7 protein-coding genes and 1 riboswitch are annotated in these 19627 nt (G+C 49.5%); all 7 genes read right to left on the bottom strand.

Annotated elements, in window-relative coordinates; genetic code table 11:
* Positions 1 to 193: 193 nt before the first annotated feature.
* The 7 genes from H583_RS0103320 to prfA all read right to left on the bottom strand — a co-directional run bounded on the left by H583_RS0103320 (position 194) and on the right by prfA (position 19363).
* Complete coding sequence (locus tag H583_RS0103320) at positions 194 to 991, bottom strand: DUF4430 domain-containing protein (protein ID WP_028559223.1); 798 nt, start codon at positions 989 to 991, stop codon at positions 194 to 196.
* 177 nt (positions 992 to 1168) lie between these two features.
* Positions 1169 to 1369, bottom strand: a riboswitch (cobalamin riboswitch).
* Between the two features lie 221 nt (positions 1370 to 1590).
* Positions 1591 to 14508, bottom strand: a complete 12918-nt coding sequence (locus tag H583_RS31750; RefSeq protein ID WP_051235920.1) for a SpaA isopeptide-forming pilin-related protein — start codon at positions 14506 to 14508, stop codon at positions 1591 to 1593.
* A gap of 53 nt (positions 14509 to 14561) precedes the next feature.
* Positions 14562 to 15155 carry a class D sortase gene (locus tag H583_RS0103310; protein WP_028559222.1) on the bottom strand — a complete coding sequence of 198 codons (594 nt, stop codon included), beginning with the start codon at positions 15153 to 15155 and terminating at the stop codon, positions 14562 to 14564.
* Between the two features lie 602 nt (positions 15156 to 15757).
* Positions 15758 to 15976, bottom strand: coding sequence for a hypothetical protein (locus H583_RS0103305; RefSeq protein WP_028559221.1), 219 nt, complete (start codon positions 15974 to 15976; stop codon positions 15758 to 15760).
* A gap of 101 nt (positions 15977 to 16077) precedes the next feature.
* Positions 16078 to 17070 (bottom strand): Rpn family recombination-promoting nuclease/putative transposase, encoded by a 993-nt coding sequence (locus H583_RS0103300; RefSeq protein WP_036708304.1) that lies wholly within the window; start codon positions 17068 to 17070, stop codon positions 16078 to 16080.
* A gap of 132 nt (positions 17071 to 17202) precedes the next feature.
* Positions 17203 to 18252, bottom strand: coding sequence for a peptide chain release factor N(5)-glutamine methyltransferase (prmC, locus tag H583_RS0103295; RefSeq protein WP_081666964.1), 1050 nt, complete (start codon positions 18250 to 18252; stop codon positions 17203 to 17205).
* A 37-nt stretch (positions 18253 to 18289) separates the two neighbouring features.
* Complete coding sequence (prfA, locus tag H583_RS0103290; protein ID WP_028559218.1) at positions 18290 to 19363, bottom strand: peptide chain release factor 1; 1074 nt, start codon at positions 19361 to 19363, stop codon at positions 18290 to 18292.
* Between the last annotated feature and the right edge of the window lie 264 nt (positions 19364 to 19627).

Below are 19627 nucleotides of genomic sequence, written 5' to 3'. Positions count from 1 at the left end.
CTCATATGTACGATTCAACCTTTAATATATAAAGATCAAAATAATCTATGAATGAATCCTCTTGTAAGGGAATTGTTGGCCCTACTATAAAAACAATCTAAATATTCAATTATGCCTTATAAAGTGCGAAAAGAACAAGTCACAGCTAAACTACACCGTGACTTGTTAGTCTTCTTACTGACCTCAAAAAAGTCTAATTCACTTGAATAACAACAGGAATCGGACGAACCAAGTTGTAGGAATTGCTACCGAATTTATTAGCAGTTATTTTATAAGTTCCTGGCGTGCTAAAAGTAATTGTTGCCTGGCCGCTAGTGTTCGTAGTATAGGTAGTCGGAGATCCATTAATGGAAAGGGTCGCACCTGAAATTGGAGCAAACGGAAGCGGTGTCCCCCAGCTTGATGGTTGTCCGGAGACGGTGAAAGTAACACTTTGGCCTGTCCGGACGGAAGTAGAAGAAGCTGTTATTTTTCCAAAATCATAAGTTGAGTAGTCACCAATATAAAACACTTCCAAAAGATCATTTGCCTGCAGTGTCTGCTGGCCAACCCCTAACAAAGGAAGTACACCATTTACTTTATACATCCAACCGGAATTCGGGCCTTGATCAATCTCCCATTCTCCAGCAATTCCACGGATATAGTTACCACCGTAACCAACATCTATAGCGTCCTCATCTGTTACATCATAGCCTTCCAGTTCCATAGCCTTCAAAATAGCATGTATAACCAACGGCGTGGAATTCGTTTGATGCCAGTTGCCCACACTGTTATTTCCTACAACGTTGGTAATATCATAAGGAGCAATCGCAATCTGCTTCAGCGGAATAACTGTCTGATTCCATCCTTCAATTCGAACTTGAACGGATATGCTTGCTGCTTGTGCGGAGTTCGCACTGGCAGTCGCTACAAGAGCAGGCTGGGCGACGGAGATTAATAGTAATAAACTAAACCATAAGGCCAGCGTCTTTTTCCATACATTTGTCTTCATATTTCACTTTCCTTTCGTCAATCAAAGTTGTTGTTAACCTGAAAAGCTATAACCTCCATCATGCACAAATACACCTTTCCTCTGCGAAGAAAGATGCGGATGCAAAAGACAGCCGGACCAAAGCATATCTGCGTGGTCTATGTAGTCCCGTTCACCTCCTTCTCATCCTCGTGAGTGCGGTAATGTTCCATAGCGGCAGGTCTCCTGGCTCAGCGTCATCGCTAAGGCCGTCCCTTCCCGTTTGCACAGTGGGTGTATACAGCCTGCTCCGCTTTACAGTGGCGGGACCGCGCCGGTTTTGCACCGGACTTCCCTATTAAGCCTATGGCTTCCCGCTGACAGGCAAGGAAGATAGGCACCATTATGGAGGATATGAAGTTGTGCAATATTTCCAACCGAATTAGAGTATACTATAATTCCCGAAAAATTCAATTAAAATATGGATCAGTAATTTCTATTAAAAATAGATAGAGTTGAAAACGGAATCCAAATCAAACAGCCGGCCAACAGGCAAACGGGATTCCTGTGACCGGCTGTTTTGGAATAATTGTCTATGCGTTCTCTTTATATGTCTTCCCTTTTTATACTAAAATGCTTCTCTATTTGTCTGCTCTTCTTAATCTGGAACGTTTATTGAATAACAACCATGATCCGGCTGCTATCGCGAGCAATCCCATGATCACATTCGTGTAGGAAGCTTCTTCACCCGTTCTTGGAAGCTCCTTGCCACTGCCCAGAGGCTTAGCCTTACCCGGATCGGTACCATTTGTTCCTGCTCCCGAGTGCTCCGAACCGCCCGTGCCGCCGCGGGAATGATCTGTGCCATTCAATCCGTTGCCCGACTCCTCCGTACCATGCGGATTATTACCGGAGTCGCCAGCTTCAGAATCGCCCGGCTGTTTGCCGCCATCTTTACCACCTTTGCCGTCTGGTTTGACAGATGGATTACCAGCGCCGTTATCAGGTTTGCCCGGGTGGCCGCTGTCCGGTTTATCCGGACTGTCAGGGTTCTCCGGCGTTGTGCCTCCATCTCCTGACTCATCAGGATTGTCCGGCTTATCTCCAGGCTTCTGGCCTGGATGTTCAGTGACAGGCTTATCTGGGCCAGGAGGTTTTTGTCCCTGGTCCGGATTTTCACCCTGTCCAGGGTTCTCAGGGCTCTCAGGGTTCCCTGGACCTGGCGGATTTGGTTCTGATGGATAGTATGTGCTTAACTTGTTGGTTACCGTTAATTCCAGTGTATCAGCCTGATTGAAATGAATTGTAAATTCAATTGGTGTCCGATCTAGGCTATAGCCGGCCGGTGCCTTGGTCTCTACGAATTGATAGTTGCCCGGCTTCAGTCCATGAACAGCCAGCTTACCGTCCTGATCCGTCACAAGACCAGCGTGAATGACATTGCCGCTCATATCCTTCAGACTGAACTCAGCGCCCTTTAGGGTCCGGTTATGGTTGTCTGTGTCCACCTTGATCAATTGTACAGAGCCTGTTTTTTGCTGATTGGACACTTCAATCTCCAGTGTCTTCTGCTGACCCTCTGTAATGGTGAACGGAACCGGCGAATTCTTCAGCTGATAACCTTCCGGAGCTTTTGTTTCAATAAATAGATAGCTGCCCGGCTGTAAGTTCTCAATTAGAAGCTTGCCGTCCTGACCTGTCGTCAATCCCGTTTGCAGTTCATTGCCCTGTGTATCAGCAAGGGTAAATACCGCACCTGCCAAAAGCTCATTCGGATAGTCTTCATCCACTTTAACGAGCTGTACTGCACCCGGCGTTAACGTATTGGCAAATACGAGCTTCAGCACTTCCGGCTGACTCTTCACAATCTCAAAGTTGATCGGAGCAGCATTCAACTCATAATGCTCCGGCGCTTTGGTCTCGATCAGCTGATAGCTGCCTGGTACAAGATCACCAATGAACAGCTTCCCGTCTGCATCTGTCGTAAGCTCATCTTGCAGCAGGCCGCCCTGCGCATCCAGAAGTTTGAACTCCGCTCCCAGTAGCACACGTACCGCAGTTTCTGAGTCTACTTTGGTCAGTTCTACTGCACCTTTAATCAAGGTATTTTCCATCGTCAGTTCCACAACCTGCTGCGGATTAAACGCAATGGTGAATACCAGCGGCTGAGCGGAACGGCTGTAATGCTCCGGCGCTGCAGTTTCTACCAGGGAGTATACGCCCGGCTTCAGAGCCGGAATAAGCAGTTTGCCTTCGCTATTCGTTGTCAGTCCGGTACGCAGTACCTGCCCGCTCTGACTGCGCAGTTCGAAAATCGCCCCTTGCAGGGTAATGCTGTGATCGACAGCGTCTACCTTGGTCAGTTCTGCCGCGCCTGTAAGGCGTTCATTTTGCTTGGTTACCTGAACCGTTTGGTTTGATCCTCTGTCAATCGTGAAGGTAACCGGAGCAGTATCCAGTCTGTAGCCTGGTGCTGCTGTTGTTTCTACGAACCGGTAGTTGCCCGGCAGCAGATTTCCAACGGCAATTTTACCTTCGCGATCCGTCTTCAGTCCCGACTGAACGACTTGACCTTGTGCATCACGAAGCTCAAATTCTGCTCCCGCAATGACTTGACCCGCTGCATCCGCATCGGTCTTCACAAGCTGAACATCTCCACGGATCAGCCCGTTTTCAGCTTTCACATCAACGACTGTACCTGCGGTCTCATTCTTCACAATCGTAAATCCGATTGGTGTGGAATCCAGCTCATAATGCTCTGGCGCCCTGGTCTCTACAAATTGATAGGTTCCTGGCTTCAGATTTGTGACCACAAGTTCACCATTTTCATCGGTGGCCAGATTATTTTGAACAACTGTACTGTCAGCCGCTAGCAGCTTGAATACAGCACCTTCCAAGGTAATCGCATCCTGCCCCTTTTCCACCTTGGTCAGTTTCACTGACCCTTTGATGAGCTGATTGACTGCCTCAAGCTCCACAGGTGTGTTTTCACCGAGCTTGATTTCAAATGTAATCGGCGCGGCATTCAGTTGATAATACTTCGGCGCCTTCTTCTCAATGAAACGATAGAAGCCTGGCTTCAAGCCTGCTACTGTAATTTCACCATTCCCATCGGTCGTCAGGTTGCTTATTAGCACATGGCCTGTTGCATCTGCAAGGTCGAACTCTGCACCCTCCAGCTTCAATGACGTATTGTCTGCATCGACCTTCGTCAATACAGCAGAACCCGGTAATGGCTCATTCGTCATCGTAAGCTTTAGTACGCCCGCCTGGCTTTTCACAATTGTGAATGGCTGAGGAGTCGCGTCCAGTTCATAACCAAACGGTGCTTTGGTCTCTACAAATTGATAATTTCCCGGGAGCAAATTACCTGCCGTAATTTTGCCATCGGCATCAGTCACCAGATCGGTCAGTAAAGTCCGTCCGGCGGCATCTTGAAGCTCAAATTCTGCTCCCTGCAATGTCACCGATGAATCGTCAGCATCCAGCTTCACCAGTTCTGCGGAACCGCGGAGCAGCTCATTCGTAATTTGAACCTGCTCGATGGTCTGCTGATTGCGAACAATCGTGAAGCTGACAGGTTTTGTGTTCAGCTTATAATTTGCTGGAGCCTTCGTTTCTGCCAATTGATAGGTTCCCGGCTTCAAATTGTTAATGACCAGCTTGCCGCTGCTATTCGTTGTGAGTCCCGTTTGCAGCTCTGTGCCATCTGCACTCAGCAATTTGAATTCCGCTCCCGGAAGTGTCAGTGTGTGGTCTTGTGCGTCTATCTTGCTGATTTCCAATGCACCATTGATCAGCTCGTTCTCTGCTGTTACTTTGGCAGCTGACTGTTGATTTTTAACAATCGCAAACGGAATTTCAAGATTAGATAATACATAGTCTACCGGTGCCTTGGTCTCTACAAAGCTGTAGTTGCCCGGCGGCAGATTGTTTACAACCAGCTTCCCGTCTGCATCGGTTATAAGATTGTTCTGCAACGTAATTCCATTTGCATCCCGAAGCTCAAATTCAGCCCCTGGGAGCACAATGCTATTGTCGTCCGCGTCTACCTTGGTCAGTTCAACTGAACCTGGCTTCAGTGTGTTCGTCTTGTGAACAGCAACTGCTGCGGACTGGCCGAGTACGATTTCGAATACAACCGGTGTCGTATCCAGCAGATAGCCCGTTGGAGCTGCAGTTTCAACCAACTGATAATTGCCAGGCTTCAATCCGTCAACAATCAGTTTGCCATTCGCGTCCGTAACAAGACCGGTATGAATGGCATTGCCGTTCATATCCTTCAGACTGAATTCAGCACCCTCAAGTACCAGGTTAGAATCACCTGCATCTACCTTGGTCAATTCAACTGTGCCCGGCTTCTGCTTGTTGGATACTTGAAGCTCCAGTGTCCGCTGTTGTCCCTCTACAATGGTAAATGGAATTGGAGCTGTTAATAGCAGATAGCCAAATGGCGCTGTCGTTTCAATGAATTGGTAGCCGCCCGGCTGTAAGTTCTCAACCAGAATCTTGCCGTCCTGACCTGTCGTCAAGCCCGTTTGCAGCTCCGTGCCTTGTGCATCGGCAAGAGTAAACACCGCACCTGCCAGAAGCTCATTCGGATGGTCTTCATCCACTTTAATAAGTTGTACCGCACCCGGCGTCAGCGTATTGGCAAATACGAGCTTCAACACTTCCGGCTGACTCTTCACAATCTCAAAGTTGATCGGAGCAGCATTGAGTTCATAATGCTCCGGCGCTTTGGTCTCGATCAGCTGATAGCTGCCTGGTGCAAGATCACCAATGAACAGCTTCCCTGATGCAGTTGTCGCAAGCCCGCCTTGCAGCAGGCCGCCCTGTGCATCCAGAAGCTTGAATTCCGCTCCCTGAAGCACACGTACCGCATTTTCCGAGTCCACTTTGGTCAGTTCAACGCCGCCCTTAATCAAGGTATTTTCCATCGTCAGCTCCACAACTTGCTGCGGATTAAACGCAATGGTGAATACCAGCGGCTGAGTTGAACGGTTATAATGCTCCGGCGCCGCAGTTTCTACTAGAGAGTACACGCCCGGTTTCAGAGCCGGAATAAGCAGTTTGCCTTCGCTATTCGTTGTCAGTCCGGTACGCAGTACCTGCCCGTTCTGACTGCGCAGCTCGAATGTTGCCCCTTGCAGGGTGATGCTGTGATCGACAGCATCTACCTTGGTCAGTTCTGCTGCGCCTGTCAGGCGTTCATTTTGCTTGGTTACCTGGACCGTTTGGGTTGGTCCTCTGTCAATTGTGAAGATAACCGGCGCAGTATCCAGCCTGTAACCCGGTGCTGCTGCCGTTTCTACGAACCGGTAGCTGCCCGGCAACAGATTTCCGACGGTGATCTTACCTTCACTATCCGTCGTCAGTCCCGATTGGATGACTTGACCTGTGGCATTCCGCAGCTCAAAGACTGCTCCGGCAATGACCTGGCCTGCTGCATCCGCATCGGTTTTCACGAGCTCCACTCCTCCGCGGATCAGCTCATTTTCAGCTTTCACATCAATGACTGTACCTGCGGTCTCATTCTTCACAATCGTAAATCCGATTGGTGTGGAGTCCAATTCATAATGCTCTGGCGCCTTGGTCTCTACAAATTGGTAGGTTCCCGGCTTCAGATTAACGACTACAAGTTCACCATTTTCATCGGTTGTCAGGTTATCTTGAACCACTGTATTGTCAGCCGCAAGCAGCTTGAATACAGCACCTTCCAAGGTAATCGCATCTTGCCCCTTTTCCACTTTGGTCAGTTTCACTGAGCCTTTGATGAGCTGGTTGGCCGCTTGCAGTTCCAAGCGGGTGCTTTGACCCAGTTCAATTTCAAATACTCGTTGTGAAGGATTGAGTTCATAATACTTCGGAGCTTTCTTTTCCACAAATTGATAGAAGCCCGGTTTTAATCCTGTGACGACGATCTCCCCGTCCGCATCAGTGGTCAAGCTTGCTTCCAGCACATTGCCCAAAGCATCCTGAAGCTCAAACTCGGCACCCTCCAGCTTCAATACAAGATTATCTGCATCAACCTTTGTTAATGCAACTGAACCTGGTACCGGTTCATTCGTCATCACAAGCTCAAGCTTGCCTGTCTGGCTTTTCACAATGGTAAATGGTTGAGGAGTCGCGTCCAGTTCATAACCAAACGGCGCCTTGGTCTCTACAAACTGATAGTTTCCAGGGAGAAGCTCCTCTACAGAAATTTTGCCGTCCGTATTTGTCACCAGACCGTCTTTAACCAGGTGGCCTGCTGCGTCCTGAAGCTCGAATTCTGCTCCTTGCAGAACTTTAGACAGGTCATTGGCATCTTTCTTCGTCAGCTCTACTGAACCCCGAAGCAGTTCATTTTCTATCTGAATCTGTTTCATTGCCTGTTGATTTCGTTCGATCGTGAAGCCTACAGGCCTCACGTCCAGCTTGTAATCTGCCGGGGCTTTCGTTTCAACCAATTGGTAGGTTCCCGGCTTCAAATTATTTATGACCAGTTTGCCGCTGATGTTTGTAGTGAGTCCAGTGAGCAGCTCTGTACCCGATGCGCTCAACAGTTTAAACTCTGCATCTGGAAGCAGCAGCGTGTTATCTTGGGCATCCACCTTCGTGAACTCAACAGCACCATTAATCAGCTCATTCTGCGCTGTTACTTTGGCGATTGCCTGCTGATTCTTCACAATGGTGAACGGAATAGGCTGATTGGATAACACATAATCTGCCGGAGCTTTCGTCTCTACAAAGCTGTAACTGCCCGGTGGAAGATTGTTGACAACCAGCTTGCCGTTGGCGTTTGTCGTCAAGCCCGACTGCAGCACATTGTTCTGAGCATCGCGCAGTTCAAATTCCGCATCTTCAAGAACAATGCTATTGTTGTCCGCGTCCACCTTCGTCAGCTCTACTGAACCTGGCGTGAGTATGTTTTCCTTTTGGACAAGGACAACTCCGGTATGCCCCAAAACAATTTCAAACTGAACAGGTGTCGCATCCAACTGATAGCCTGCCGGAGCGGCAGTCTCTACAAATTGGTACTTGCCCGGCTTCAAATCGGTTACGGTCAGTTCACCGTTCGCGTCTGACGCAAGGTTACCCTGAACAAGCGTTCCTTGTTCATCCGCCAGCTTGAATAAAGCGCCTTCCAGCTTCTCGGATGTGTTGCCTGTCTCTACTTTGGTAAGTTTGACAGCGCCTCGCAGAACCTCATTGGATTTTTGCACGGTTTCTGCTGCCGTTTTGAAGCGGGTTACGGTAAAGGTAACGGGACTTGCATCCGGCTTATACCCGAATGGAGCTTTTGTTTCCACAAGACTGTAGCTTCCAGCCTTCAACCCGCTTGCCTGAAGCTTGCCATATTGATCTGTTGTAAGTCCTGTACGAATGATATTGCCGGCTTCGTCAATAAGATTAAACTCTGCTCCTGCCAGCACTTGGCCAGGGTTATCGGAATCAACCTTGGTCAGTTCGACAGCACCGTCCGCCCACTCATTCTTCACCGTAAGCTGCTTGCGAACAGTCTCTGTTGTTCCCTTATCAATTGTAAAAGGAATCGGCGTGCTATTCGGTGCATATCCGGCTGGTGGTTGTGTCTCAATCAGATAGTAGCTTCCCGGTTGCAAATTGCCGGAAATAGCGATTCCGTTTGCTCCGGTTACCAAATTCGTTGCAACCTCACGATTTTGGTTGTCTACAATTTTAAATGCCGCTCCCGGCAGCTTGCGTGTGGAATCCGCACTATCTTCTTTTGTCAGCTCCAGATTGCCGGGGATGAGCGTATTTTTGATTTCAACTGTCTTGATCTGCTGTTGTCCAAGGTCAATCTTGAACTCAACCGGCTGGTTCAACAGCTTGTAATATTGCGGCGCCTCGGTTTCTACAAACCGGTAATCGCCAGGACGCAGGTTCGTGACGGTAATTTTACCTTCATCATTCGTAACCAGATTGTCTTGCTGCAATGCCCAATCTTTTGTTACATGATCCATTCGCTCCAGCTTAAACTTGGCATCCTCCAGCTTGATGCTGCCATCCTGGTCATCTACCTTGACCATCTCGACATCGCCAGGCTGAATGACATTGCTCTTGGTACGCTGAACCGTTACCGTCTGGCTCTTTTCAATTTCAAAGGCAATTGGCGTACTGTCGAGCTTGTAACCAAATGGAGCTTTTGTTTCAATCAGCTTGTAATGGCCGGGTTGAAGAGTGTTAATTGTGAGTTTACCACCGTCAGCCGTTTGCAAATTGGAACGTACTGTGTTCCCCGCTGCATCTTCCAGCCTAAACACGGCCCCATCAAGTTTGATGTCTGCATATGCCGCATCCACCTTCGTCAGCTCGAATGAGCCTTCTTTCAGTTTGTTTTTGACGGAAAGGCCAAGCGCAACAGCCTGACTCTTCACAATTGTAAATTTGCGCGGCGTTGCATCCAGACTGTAATGCTCTGGCGCAACCTTCTCCACAAACTGATAGTTGCCCGGTCTCAAGTTATCGACTCTGATTTTGCCGTCTGAATCCGTCGTCAGAGGAACCGGAACACCAGGAACCGGACTTCCATTATCGTATTGAAGTTCAAACTCGGCATTTTCTAGCTTGATATTCCCGATATAGAAATCCTCTTTAATAAGTTCAACTGAGCCGGGAATCAGCTTGTTTTGGGCGACAGGCGCTGCCACAATGCCTGTTCCGGCTGTAATGCTAAATTCAATTGGTGCGGATAAACGTACATAGTGCTGCGGTGCTTTAGTTTCCACCAGCTGATAGTCGCCATTCGGCAAGTCATTGATCAAAAATGTACCGTTATTGTTCGTTATAAAGGTCGCTGGCAGGGTTTTGCCTTTCTGATCTTGTGTAACTGGCGTACCGTTCCGATGCTGCAATTCAAACTCCGCGCCTGCCAATCGCGCATTGTCAAATTCATCGGCCTTGGTGAGTTCCAAGGCGTTGCGAATCAGAGCATTCGTAAATGCAATCTGCTTCGGCGCCGTCTGTCCTCTGTCGATGACGACCTCAATCGGCTCAGCGTTCACGAGATACCCTTGCGGGGCCTGTGTCTCCTGCAAATAGTAGGTTCCCGGCTTCAAGCCCTCCACAAGCAGCTTGCCGCTGGCATCTGTGGTCAGATTGCTGCGAAGTGTCTGGTTCTTGGCGGCATTCAGCAGGTTAAAAACAGCTCCTGAAAGAGCAACCGTCCGGTTGTCCTGATCCAGCTTGGTCAGTTCCACAGCTCCCGGCGTCAGCTCATTGACGAATGGAGCAAGCCTTCGCACCTCAGTCTGCTTCTCTCCGATTGTGAACGTAATTGGACGGGTGTTCAAGAGATAATCCTGGGGCGCTGTAACCTCAATGAATTGGTAAGCTCCAGGGTCCAGCTCCTGAACCAGAATTTTCCCGTCTGCATCCGTAACCAGATTTGTCTTGCCTGGCACATCCTGATACCCGCTGCCATCCTGCGCATCAAACTGCAGCTTGAAGACCGCTCCCGGCAGCCCGGTGTTGTGCGTATCCTCACCGGTCTTGATGAGCTCCACATCACGAATGATCTTCTTGTTTTGAATCATAAACGGACTCACAGGCGCATCCAGCTTGACGGTCTGCTTGTCTTGAATTCCAACTACATAGCCTTCAGGAGCTGTATCCTCTCTAAGCACATAATTGTCGTATACGAGGTTGGCAAACACGATTTTCCCGTCTGCTCCTGTAGTCGCAGTGCGAATCGCAATCGTTCCTGTGCTGTCATATAGTGTGAACACGGCCCCGTCTAACACTTTGCTATTGTCTGCTGCATCCACTTTGGTAATTTCCAAATTCCCGATCTCTCCGGTAGCAGAGCCTGAGCCGGCTGAGAAACGGACGACGATGTTCTGCTTGCTCTCTTTGATGACTTCCTGGATATGGTCACCCTTGAAGCTGACACTGTTGCCTACAGTAGCGCCATTAGCCGCATTAATGAAGGATTGATATTCCAGTACATAAGGAACTTCAATATCCTGTTTAAAATTAAGCCTAAAACTCTGCGAACCATCCGCTCCGGTCGTGATGTCCAGATCATAGTCGGTTCCTTTTGCCAGCAGTCGGCTTCCTTTGCGGACATCGCCATCCACTTCAACCTCACCCTGATAGAGCTTGAAGGAATTTTCCACAAGAATTTGGTTAGGTGTCAGCTTATCAGTGATTTCTACATTCGAAACCTTCGACTGGCCGCGGTTAATATCCACCTTCCAGTGAACAGCCTTCCCTTTTTGTACGCCCTCTTTCGCGACATACTCCTTGCCGTGCTTCACAGTTACAGACGCATTCAGCTCGGTGAGCTGAGTCGTGCCGTCAAGCAAAGCAGCCTTGTTGTGATACTCGTCTACAATGATTTGATCACTCAGACTTGTGCGATATTCAATTTGATAGGCTGCCGTAATGGATGAATTGAATTTGAACTCAAACCCTTGATTCCCATTGCCGTCTACCCGGTTATAATCGACCTGATAGACACTGCCGTCCGAATTATCCACTTCGTTCTTCACAACAACGCCATCGGTTGAACCCGTAAGCTCCAGCTCATACACTTTGAGAGAGCCGGCAACCATTTTTTGCTCGCCTGTGTAGTAATCCTGGATGACAGGAGCTCCGATAAACTGCTTGTTATAGTTCAGCCCGATTATCCACGTAATCTCTTTCGTTTGGGCATTGTATGATCCGTTCTTGAATCCGTTGGCCTTCGTGTACGTATCCGGCTCGAATATCGCCTGTGATTCTTTGCCAGGCATGTGAGCACCGTCTTCTACCCAATCAAGCTGTGCTTTATTCACATACCGATGGGCATCTCCTACCGTAGGATCGAATTGGGTCGTATAACGAATCGTATAGCTCTCCGTAAAAGTGCCCAAAAAGCGAATTACAAAGCCTTCAGTATAGCTGTTCACTGGCTCCAGCGTGTAATCCGTATCCAATCTCAGCGGGTTGCCGGCTTCATTCGTAATGATCAAGGAACCCGGCAAAAACTCTAACCGGCTGTTTACGAAGGAATCGGTGATCACCGGGTTCTCCATTGGGAAATGGTTTCCGTTCAAGCGGATTTCCCAGTTCGTTGTTTTCGCTGCATAATCTGTAGATACATTGCGCTTGTTCAGGACAACCTGGCCGATGGGCTGGCCTGTTGTCACATCCATTCCATCCCAGGATGCCGTATTGTTGACGGTGCCATCGTCGTAGACACGATCCTGAATAGCGGTCTGATACACCAGTTCATAAGCGGTGGTCACATCATCGTGGAACCGGAATGAAAACCCTCCAGGCGCGGATGAATCCAGCGTATAGCGGTCGCCCGGAACCTCAGTTCCACGCACAGGCTTTCCATCACGGTCAAAAGTAATGGGATACAGCTTGAATGAACCGTCTACCAGCTCCTGGCTGCCGTCAAACACGTCGGTCAGCACTGCTTTATCTTTTACAATCAGCTTCTCATTATAGTTATACTTGATCGACCACAGAATCGTCTGATCAGTAGCGCTGTAGACAAGAGCTGCTTTATCAAGCGCTTTTCCGTAGCCGACTTCCACCGTAGCTGTCGTGTTCAAGTCCGACACACCATCGCCCTTTAGTGTGGCTTTGTTTTGGAATTCGGTCTGATCTTCGTCGGTAATGTTGGTCGTGAACTCTGCGATATACGCCCCGGATATCGGATGCTTGAACCGGATTTCAAAGCTGCCGTCCGGCATTGGAACAACCTCATACTCATCTTCATCAATGAGATCGCCCTTCTGTGAGGTTCCATCCAGGTTCATGGTCAGACCATACAGCTTAACCGTTCCTGCAGCAAGCTCCAAGCCTGCCGGAAGCTGCTCGGAGAGAATTGCATTTTCAATAGAACGTTCTCCCTTGTTGAATGCAATCGACCAATGGATTTGATCCGGATTGAGCGGCTTGTTCGGAAGGCCGGACTTATCAATCTCTGAGCCGATATCTGTCTGGAAATGAATAGGCACTTTCTTCAGCCCGTCTTTGAGCGGAAATTCAAGCACCTGCTTGGTGCTGCCGACAATCGTCTGCTCGCTGAATTTCGTCTCGGCCTTAAAAGTACCGGAAACATTGGAGTTCACTTCAATGAGTGAATTAAATGTAAATACGACTGTTCCATCCATAGAAACTTCATAGGTACCATACTGGCTCAAAGGACCGTCAAATTCGTTATACAGCTCAAATGCCTCGGGGAGCTGGAAAATAAATTGGTCCCCTGCTTTGTATCCGTGCCCGTTCTCCAGCTTCCATTCGTATTCGACGGTGAGCGCGTCGCCGCGTTTGGGCCGATTTCCCGGATTAGCGTCCGCATCAATGATATTGCCGTTCGCATCTCTCAAAATGACGCTTGTAAGCAAGCTTTCCTCGATCATTCCGGCCAGCTTATCTAGCTTCAATTTGTCATTTGCTACCGGAATAACGATTTTCTTGGCATGATGCGTAAGCTGAAAAATGAATTCGGCAGCGGCCTGTTCTTCAGCGACTTGTTCTGCCGCTTCATCTGTCAGCCGCACTTCGATCTCCAGCGTTCCGTGAAGCACCTCTACCGGATGCTCAGGAATTGTTACGCCGCCTTCGTCCGAATCTATGTCACCGGTTGGAGCATCTTCCTGTTCTTCTGATTGTTCATTCCCGGAAGGGGGAGAAGAACCATTGTCGCCAGCAGGCTGTTCTTCTGATCCAGCAGCATTCTCATGTGAAGGCTGCTCACTTGAAGGCTGCTCTCCAGCAGCTTCGGACTGGTCTTTATCAGGCTCTGAACCGCTTGAAGATGGTTCTGTCGTCAGATCATCTGTTGATGATAGATCACCAGCTGATGCCTGGTCTTCAATTGGTGCTTGATCATCTGTTGATCCCTCTGTTTGATCTGTCTCCGTCGCTGACAGGACCCGAACCTTGCCCTTGTCTTCCTTCTGCTCCTGCCTGGTTGGATCTGCTTGATCAGTGTCTGTATGCAGATCAGCCTCTCCGGCATTTTGTCCGCCCGGATTAGCTTCGTTCTCTGGCTGTGTGGCAGGTGTTTCAGCAGGATTGGACTTTTCATCATCGTCCACAGGCTGTTCTTCCGGCGAGGCGCCTTCCTTGGAAGGTTCCTCTGCATCCACACCATTGTCCGGTTCATTATCCGGCGTTGTCCCCGGCGGGTCCACTTCTTCACCCGCTGGCGCTTCTTCCGGAGCCTGCGGCTTTACAGCATCAAATGTCAGCTGTACTGTTCCATCTTCCCCAATTTGGTAGCTCCCAGCTGCAACATGATCCGAAGTCAGCAGCTCCCCTTGCTCGGAGACTGCAAGCAGGTTCTCCGGAAGCTTGAACATGTAGCTTTCTTCGTGCTCCCTGGTGCTGGCAAGCGCCCAGTTGTACTTCACGCGGAAAATGGAATCCTTTTGAATCACCCGCTCAGGGTAAAGCTCCGCATCTAGTATGTTGCCATCGGCATCTTCAAGCTGCACGTCGTTCAGCACGATCCCTTTCGCACCTTCCGCATAAATGACGGATAACGGGGACAAAATGCTCTGCAGCAACAGCACAAGTGCAATGGCTGTCATCCTGAATTTCTTTCCCACTGTCAAGCTCCTCTCGACAATATTGATTCTCTAACCTGACCCTTCATCGAACACTACTCTTGGAGTTCTGCGGTGATGATCAGCCGGTCCGGCGGATTTTTCTTACCAGCTGGTGTACAGGTGACTAATGTCAACATTGGCTTGTCGTTATCATCCAGAACGTCTACCTTGGATTTAGGTACGACAAAGCTGTCCGTTACAATAAAGGTCAGATTCTTCTCATAGGTTTTGACTTCAATGACATCCCCCGGTACAAGCTCACCCAGACGGTTGAATTGCTTGCCGTAGGTTAACGCGCGATGCCCGGCTAATCCGACATTATGAACCCCGATTTCTTTTTCCGGCTCAATCATGCCGATGCCTTCACTCAGCGTCTTCAAGCTGGAGCCCTCAAAAATGACGATCTCCAGGTCAATCCCAGCAATTTGCAAAACACCCCGGGCACCTTGCAGTTCTTCCATCCTGTTGGAGTCAACACTGGTCTGCACCGGACCCGAAAGCTCCTCCAGACGTTCCGTGTTTCCCAGTTGCTCAAAGCTGGCTACCAGTTCGGCTTGTTTGTCCAGTTCCTGCCTTCCCTTGAAATGCGGATAAAAGACAAGCGCTATTCCTATCAGCAGCAGTGTCGCGCCAATCAACCGTCTCATCAATCTCAAACACTCCTTCCGGCATGCAAAATAGCCCGTTGAAACGATCCTTCAGGGCGAACAAAACATTCGCAAGGAAAGAGCGCTAAACGAATCTTTTCACATGCATCAATATGGACCCCACCTCCAAATGACAAAGAGCAGCGATAGCTATTAAAATGTCATGACTTTAGAATGAACGCATGCATGAACAATGCCCTTATGCTTAATAGGCCACCGCTACATCTCTGCGCTGAAATATAAGATGAAAAGCGAACTGGAATTCACCATTCTTATATTTCAAAAATAGCCCAAGTTACGCGCCTCCAAACTGGACAGCAACAGATGACCGGTTTCCTTTAAGCTTGCAGGTTCATTGCAAAATGCGTCTCTTTGTAGCAAAATTCAAACTTCATCCAGTATATAACAGGAATATATACAACTTCTGAACAACAGGTTTACGGAAAAAAGCCTTGAGCAGACTGTGGGCTTGGACATATCAGAGGGAAGTCTGGCTGAGGGGCTATACAGAATTTTTATAGTTTTAAAGCGGGGAAAATCTGCGCAGGGCAAATATGAGGAACATTGGGAAATAAAAAAACCGCCTAATCAGCGGTCGGATATTATTTATGGCATTGTTTCTGTAAATGTTCAACCTGATCCAATGTGTATCCTGTGGCAGCGGCAATCGCAGAGGTGCCCATTCCCATCGCAATCAGACGTCGGGCTATCTCACGTTTTTCCTGCTCTTTACCTTCAATAATGCCTTCCTGCTTGCCCTCTCGTTTGCCTTCGATAATACCTTTCCGCTCAATCGCATTTAGCGTTTTTTCCAGTCCCATTATGGATATACCTCCCTTGGCATCCTGGATCAGTTCCTTAATCTGATGCTGATTTTCGTAAGCTAAATAAAAAACCGTTCCTTCAGAACGGCTGATTCACTCTATTCAAATCGTCCTCGCAATTGCTCTACCTGATCCAGGGTAAAGCCGGTAGCCACAGCTATAGAAGAGGTCTCCATTCCCATCGCAATCAAACGCTGGGCTATCTCACGTTTTTCCTGCTCTTTACCTTCAATAATGCCTTCCTGCTTGCCCTCTCGTTTGCCTTCCCGTTTGCCTTCGATAATACCTTTTCGCTCAATCGCATTTAGCGTTTTTTCCAGTCCCATTATGGATATACCTCCCTTGGCATCCTGGATCAGTTCCCTAATCTGCTGTTCACTTCCCGGAAGCTTGTGCGTAAGAATATTCGCCATCCAGGTAACAAATTGCTGTTGACTTTCCTCCGGAAGCCGCTGAATCGTAACCATTAGCTTGCCCAGGCGTTTCAGCAATTGCTCCTGGTCTTCCGTCTGATCCATTAAAAATACAGAGCCGATTGTGTTGGAGAGAAGAAGAAGCTCTTCCTCCGTATATCTTGCAACATCAATACAAATATATTCAAAATCAATAAGTTCCGAACCAAACATTTGCTCATTGGCAATCATCTTGCGGAATTGACGGTGAACGCTCCATCTCTGTCTGCCATTGTATAAAACAATCGGAATGATTGCAGGCAGCCGGAATGACTTCTGCCTCGTCTTTGCCTTATCTTCATTTTGCAATAAATAGCGCCAAATCTCAACCTGATAAAGCAATAACCGGTACGGCATACTGAAATCAACTTTGGATTGCATCTCCAGTAACAAATAAAACACAACATCCTCGCCATTCAGCTTAACCCGGTAGACCAAATCAGCTTCTTTGCGCTTGAAATCCTGAAGGACAAAAGAATGGGGAATCTCCTGCACATTGGCTTCATCAATATCCTGGACCCATCCCTTATGAACAAAAGAACGGAGCAACTCTACAAAAATCTTTTTGCTGGACAGCAAAAAACGATACGAGGTATCGTGACGCTGATGTATCTGATCTCCTCGTTCATTGGGAACCAACGCATGCACCTCTTTGAGTTCTTTTCCATAATTATATCGTTAAATAAAAACAAGAACAAATGTTCTTTTTCGAAAAATAATTAACCCCTGAATCTTTCGCAAAAGTGAAAGATTCAGGGGTTTCTGTTGCTGCTATTCTGTTGACACTGCGATGACATGGCGTTCAATCCCGCCATAATCCGTAATGATCCGCACATCATCCCAGGCGCCATAATCCCTCAGCAAACGTGCAACCTGCTGTGCCTGGCCCATTCCCAGCTCAAAGGCAACAATTCGCGGGAGCTGTGCAAGCTCCGGCAATTGCTCAAGCATGCGGCAGTATGGGTCCAGCCCGTCGGCGCCGCCATCCAGCGCGAGGTGCGGCTCGTAGTCCCGCACCTCGCGCTGCAGATGGGGAAGATCGCCCGCCGGAATATAAGGCGGGTTGGAGACAAGCACATCGGCACGCAGCCCGGCCAATTCGCCGGGGCTGCCGCCGCTGCCGGGCCGTTGCTGCGCGAACGGCCCGAGCAGGTCGCCCTGCACGAACTGCACGCGCCCGCCCACGCCGTGGCGGGCAGCGTTCGTGCGGGCGACCGCCAGCGCGTCCTCCGATAAGTCGGACGCGCACACGCGCCACGCGTGACGCTGCGCAGCCAGCGTCACGGCGATGGCGCCGCTGCCGGTGCCGACGTCAATGACCGTCGGCACGACCCGGCCCTGCTGCACAGCCGCAGGGCCAGTCCCATCCATGCTGGCGGCTTCGCCTGCGCCAGCATCCCCGCCAGCGGCGCGGCCAGCCTGCGCGCCGCTGGCCTCCGGCCATAGCCCGTCAGCGGCGGCCAGCACCGCCTCGACGAGCAGCTCCGTCTCCGGGCGCGGAATAAGCACGCCCGGCCGCACCGTGAAGGGGAGCCCGTAGAACCACTGCTCCCCTATAATATACTGCACAGGCTCGCCTGCCGCCTTGCGGCTCACCAGCCCGCTCCATTGCTCCCACACGCCGCCAGGCATCGGCTCGCTCCAATCCCTGATTAGCTCGGCCCGTTCCATGCCGAGCAAATGCATCAGCAGCAGCTCGGCATTGGCTCTTGCTTCATCCACGCCTGCCCCGGATAAAAAAGAAGAAGCCTGCAAGCAGGCTTCTCTCAGGGTCATGCCGGGATGATGGGACAATGCGGCTGCATTCCCCTTCTCACTCATCGTCTTTACCCCCAGACTATGCTGCTGTCCGCAAGCATTAAGCCAGATTTTCCTTCTCCAGCAATTCAGCTTGCTCGGCAACTGTCAGTGCATTAATAATTTCATTCATTTCACCGCTCATAACCGTATCCAGCTTATGCAGCGTCAGACCGATGCGGTGGTCGGTTACACGGCTTTGCGGGAAGTTGTAGGTACGAATACGCTCACTGCGGTCACCTGTGCCGACCTTGCTTTTGCGCTCGCCAGCATACTTGGCTTCCTCTTCCTGCCGGTGTATGTCGTAAATACGGGCACGCAGCACCTGCAGCGCTTTGGCCTTGTTGTCATTTTGCGATTTGCCGTCCTGACAGGTCGCCATAATCCCAGTCGGAATATGCGTTACCCGTACAGCAGATTTCGTCGTGTTAACAGACTGTCCGCCAGCACCGCTGGAGCAGAATGTATCCACACGAATATCCTTGTCGTGAATTTCAACCTCCACTTCCTCAACCTCAGGCATAACAGCTACCGTTGAAGTAGAGGTGTGAATCCGGCCGCCCGACTCCGTCACCGGAATACGCTGAACGCGATGCGCGCCGCTCTCGTATTTCAGTTTGCTGTAGGCACCCTTGCCGGAAATCATGAAGATAATCTCCTTATAACCGCCGAGATCATTCTCGCTTGCGTCCAGCACTTCAACACGCCAGCCCTGGCTGTCAGCAAAACGGTTGTACATGCGGTACAAATCGGAAGCAAACAAGGCCGCCTCGTCACCGCCTGCTGCACCGCGCACCTCCACGATGACGTTTTTGTCATCATTAGGGTCCTTCGGAAGCAGCAGAATGCGAACGCGCTCTTCGAGCTCCTCCAGCTTTTCACCAAGCTCTTCGATTTCCAGCTTCACCATCTCGCGCATTTCATCGTCGAGCTTCTCACCTTGAAGCACCTTGGCATCTTCGTACTGTGCCAGGGTTTCTTTATATTCCATATAAGCGTTATACGGCTCCTGCAAATCAGACTGCTCCTTGGAGTAGTCGCGCAGCTTCTTCGTATCGCTTGCAACGTCCGGGTCACAAAGCAGCTCGCTAAGCTTGTCGTAGCGGTCGGCAAGTGCCTGCAAACGGTCCAACATCATATATATGCACCCCTAAAGTCAATATCCGTCCCCTTATTATATCACAATCAGGCAACAAATGAACAAGGCGCACAAACATTCTGCTTAAGCCCTGACTTCATCTTTTTCCTTGCTGAAGTCCTTTGTTTAAAGCTTCTATTTGATGAACTCAGCTGATTTGGAGAACAATATTTCCTCCACACGGTTTGAACGGCAAGTCTTTATTTTTTATACAACATGCTTTGCCAGCCTTAATAATATCCTGTATGATATTGTAATTAC

Source organism: Paenibacillus pinihumi DSM 23905 = JCM 16419, assembly GCF_000422505.1.
GTDB lineage: Bacteria > Bacillota > Bacilli > Paenibacillales > Paenibacillaceae > Paenibacillus_D > Paenibacillus_D pinihumi.
The sequence above is the reverse complement of the archived record's forward strand: the minus strand, read 5'-3'. Positions and strand labels throughout refer to the sequence as shown.

Excerpts from the sequence above, each read along its gene's own strand:
- H583_RS0103320 (WP_028559223.1), bottom strand. The coding sequence starts at position 991 with ATGAAGACAAATGTATGGAAAAAGACGCTGGCCTTATGGTTTAGTTTA.
- H583_RS0103310 (WP_028559222.1), bottom strand. The coding sequence starts at position 15,155 with ATGAGACGGTTGATTGGCGCGACACTGCTGCTGATAGGAATAGCGCTT.
- H583_RS0103305 (WP_028559221.1), bottom strand. The coding sequence starts at position 15,976 with ATGGGACTGGAAAAAACGCTAAATGCGATTGAGCGGAAAGGTATTATC.
- prmC (WP_081666964.1), bottom strand. The coding sequence starts at position 18,252 with ATGAGTGAGAAGGGGAATGCAGCCGCATTGTCCCATCATCCCGGCATG.
- prfA (WP_028559218.1), bottom strand. The coding sequence starts at position 19,363 with ATGTTGGACCGTTTGCAGGCACTTGCCGACCGCTACGACAAGCTTAGC.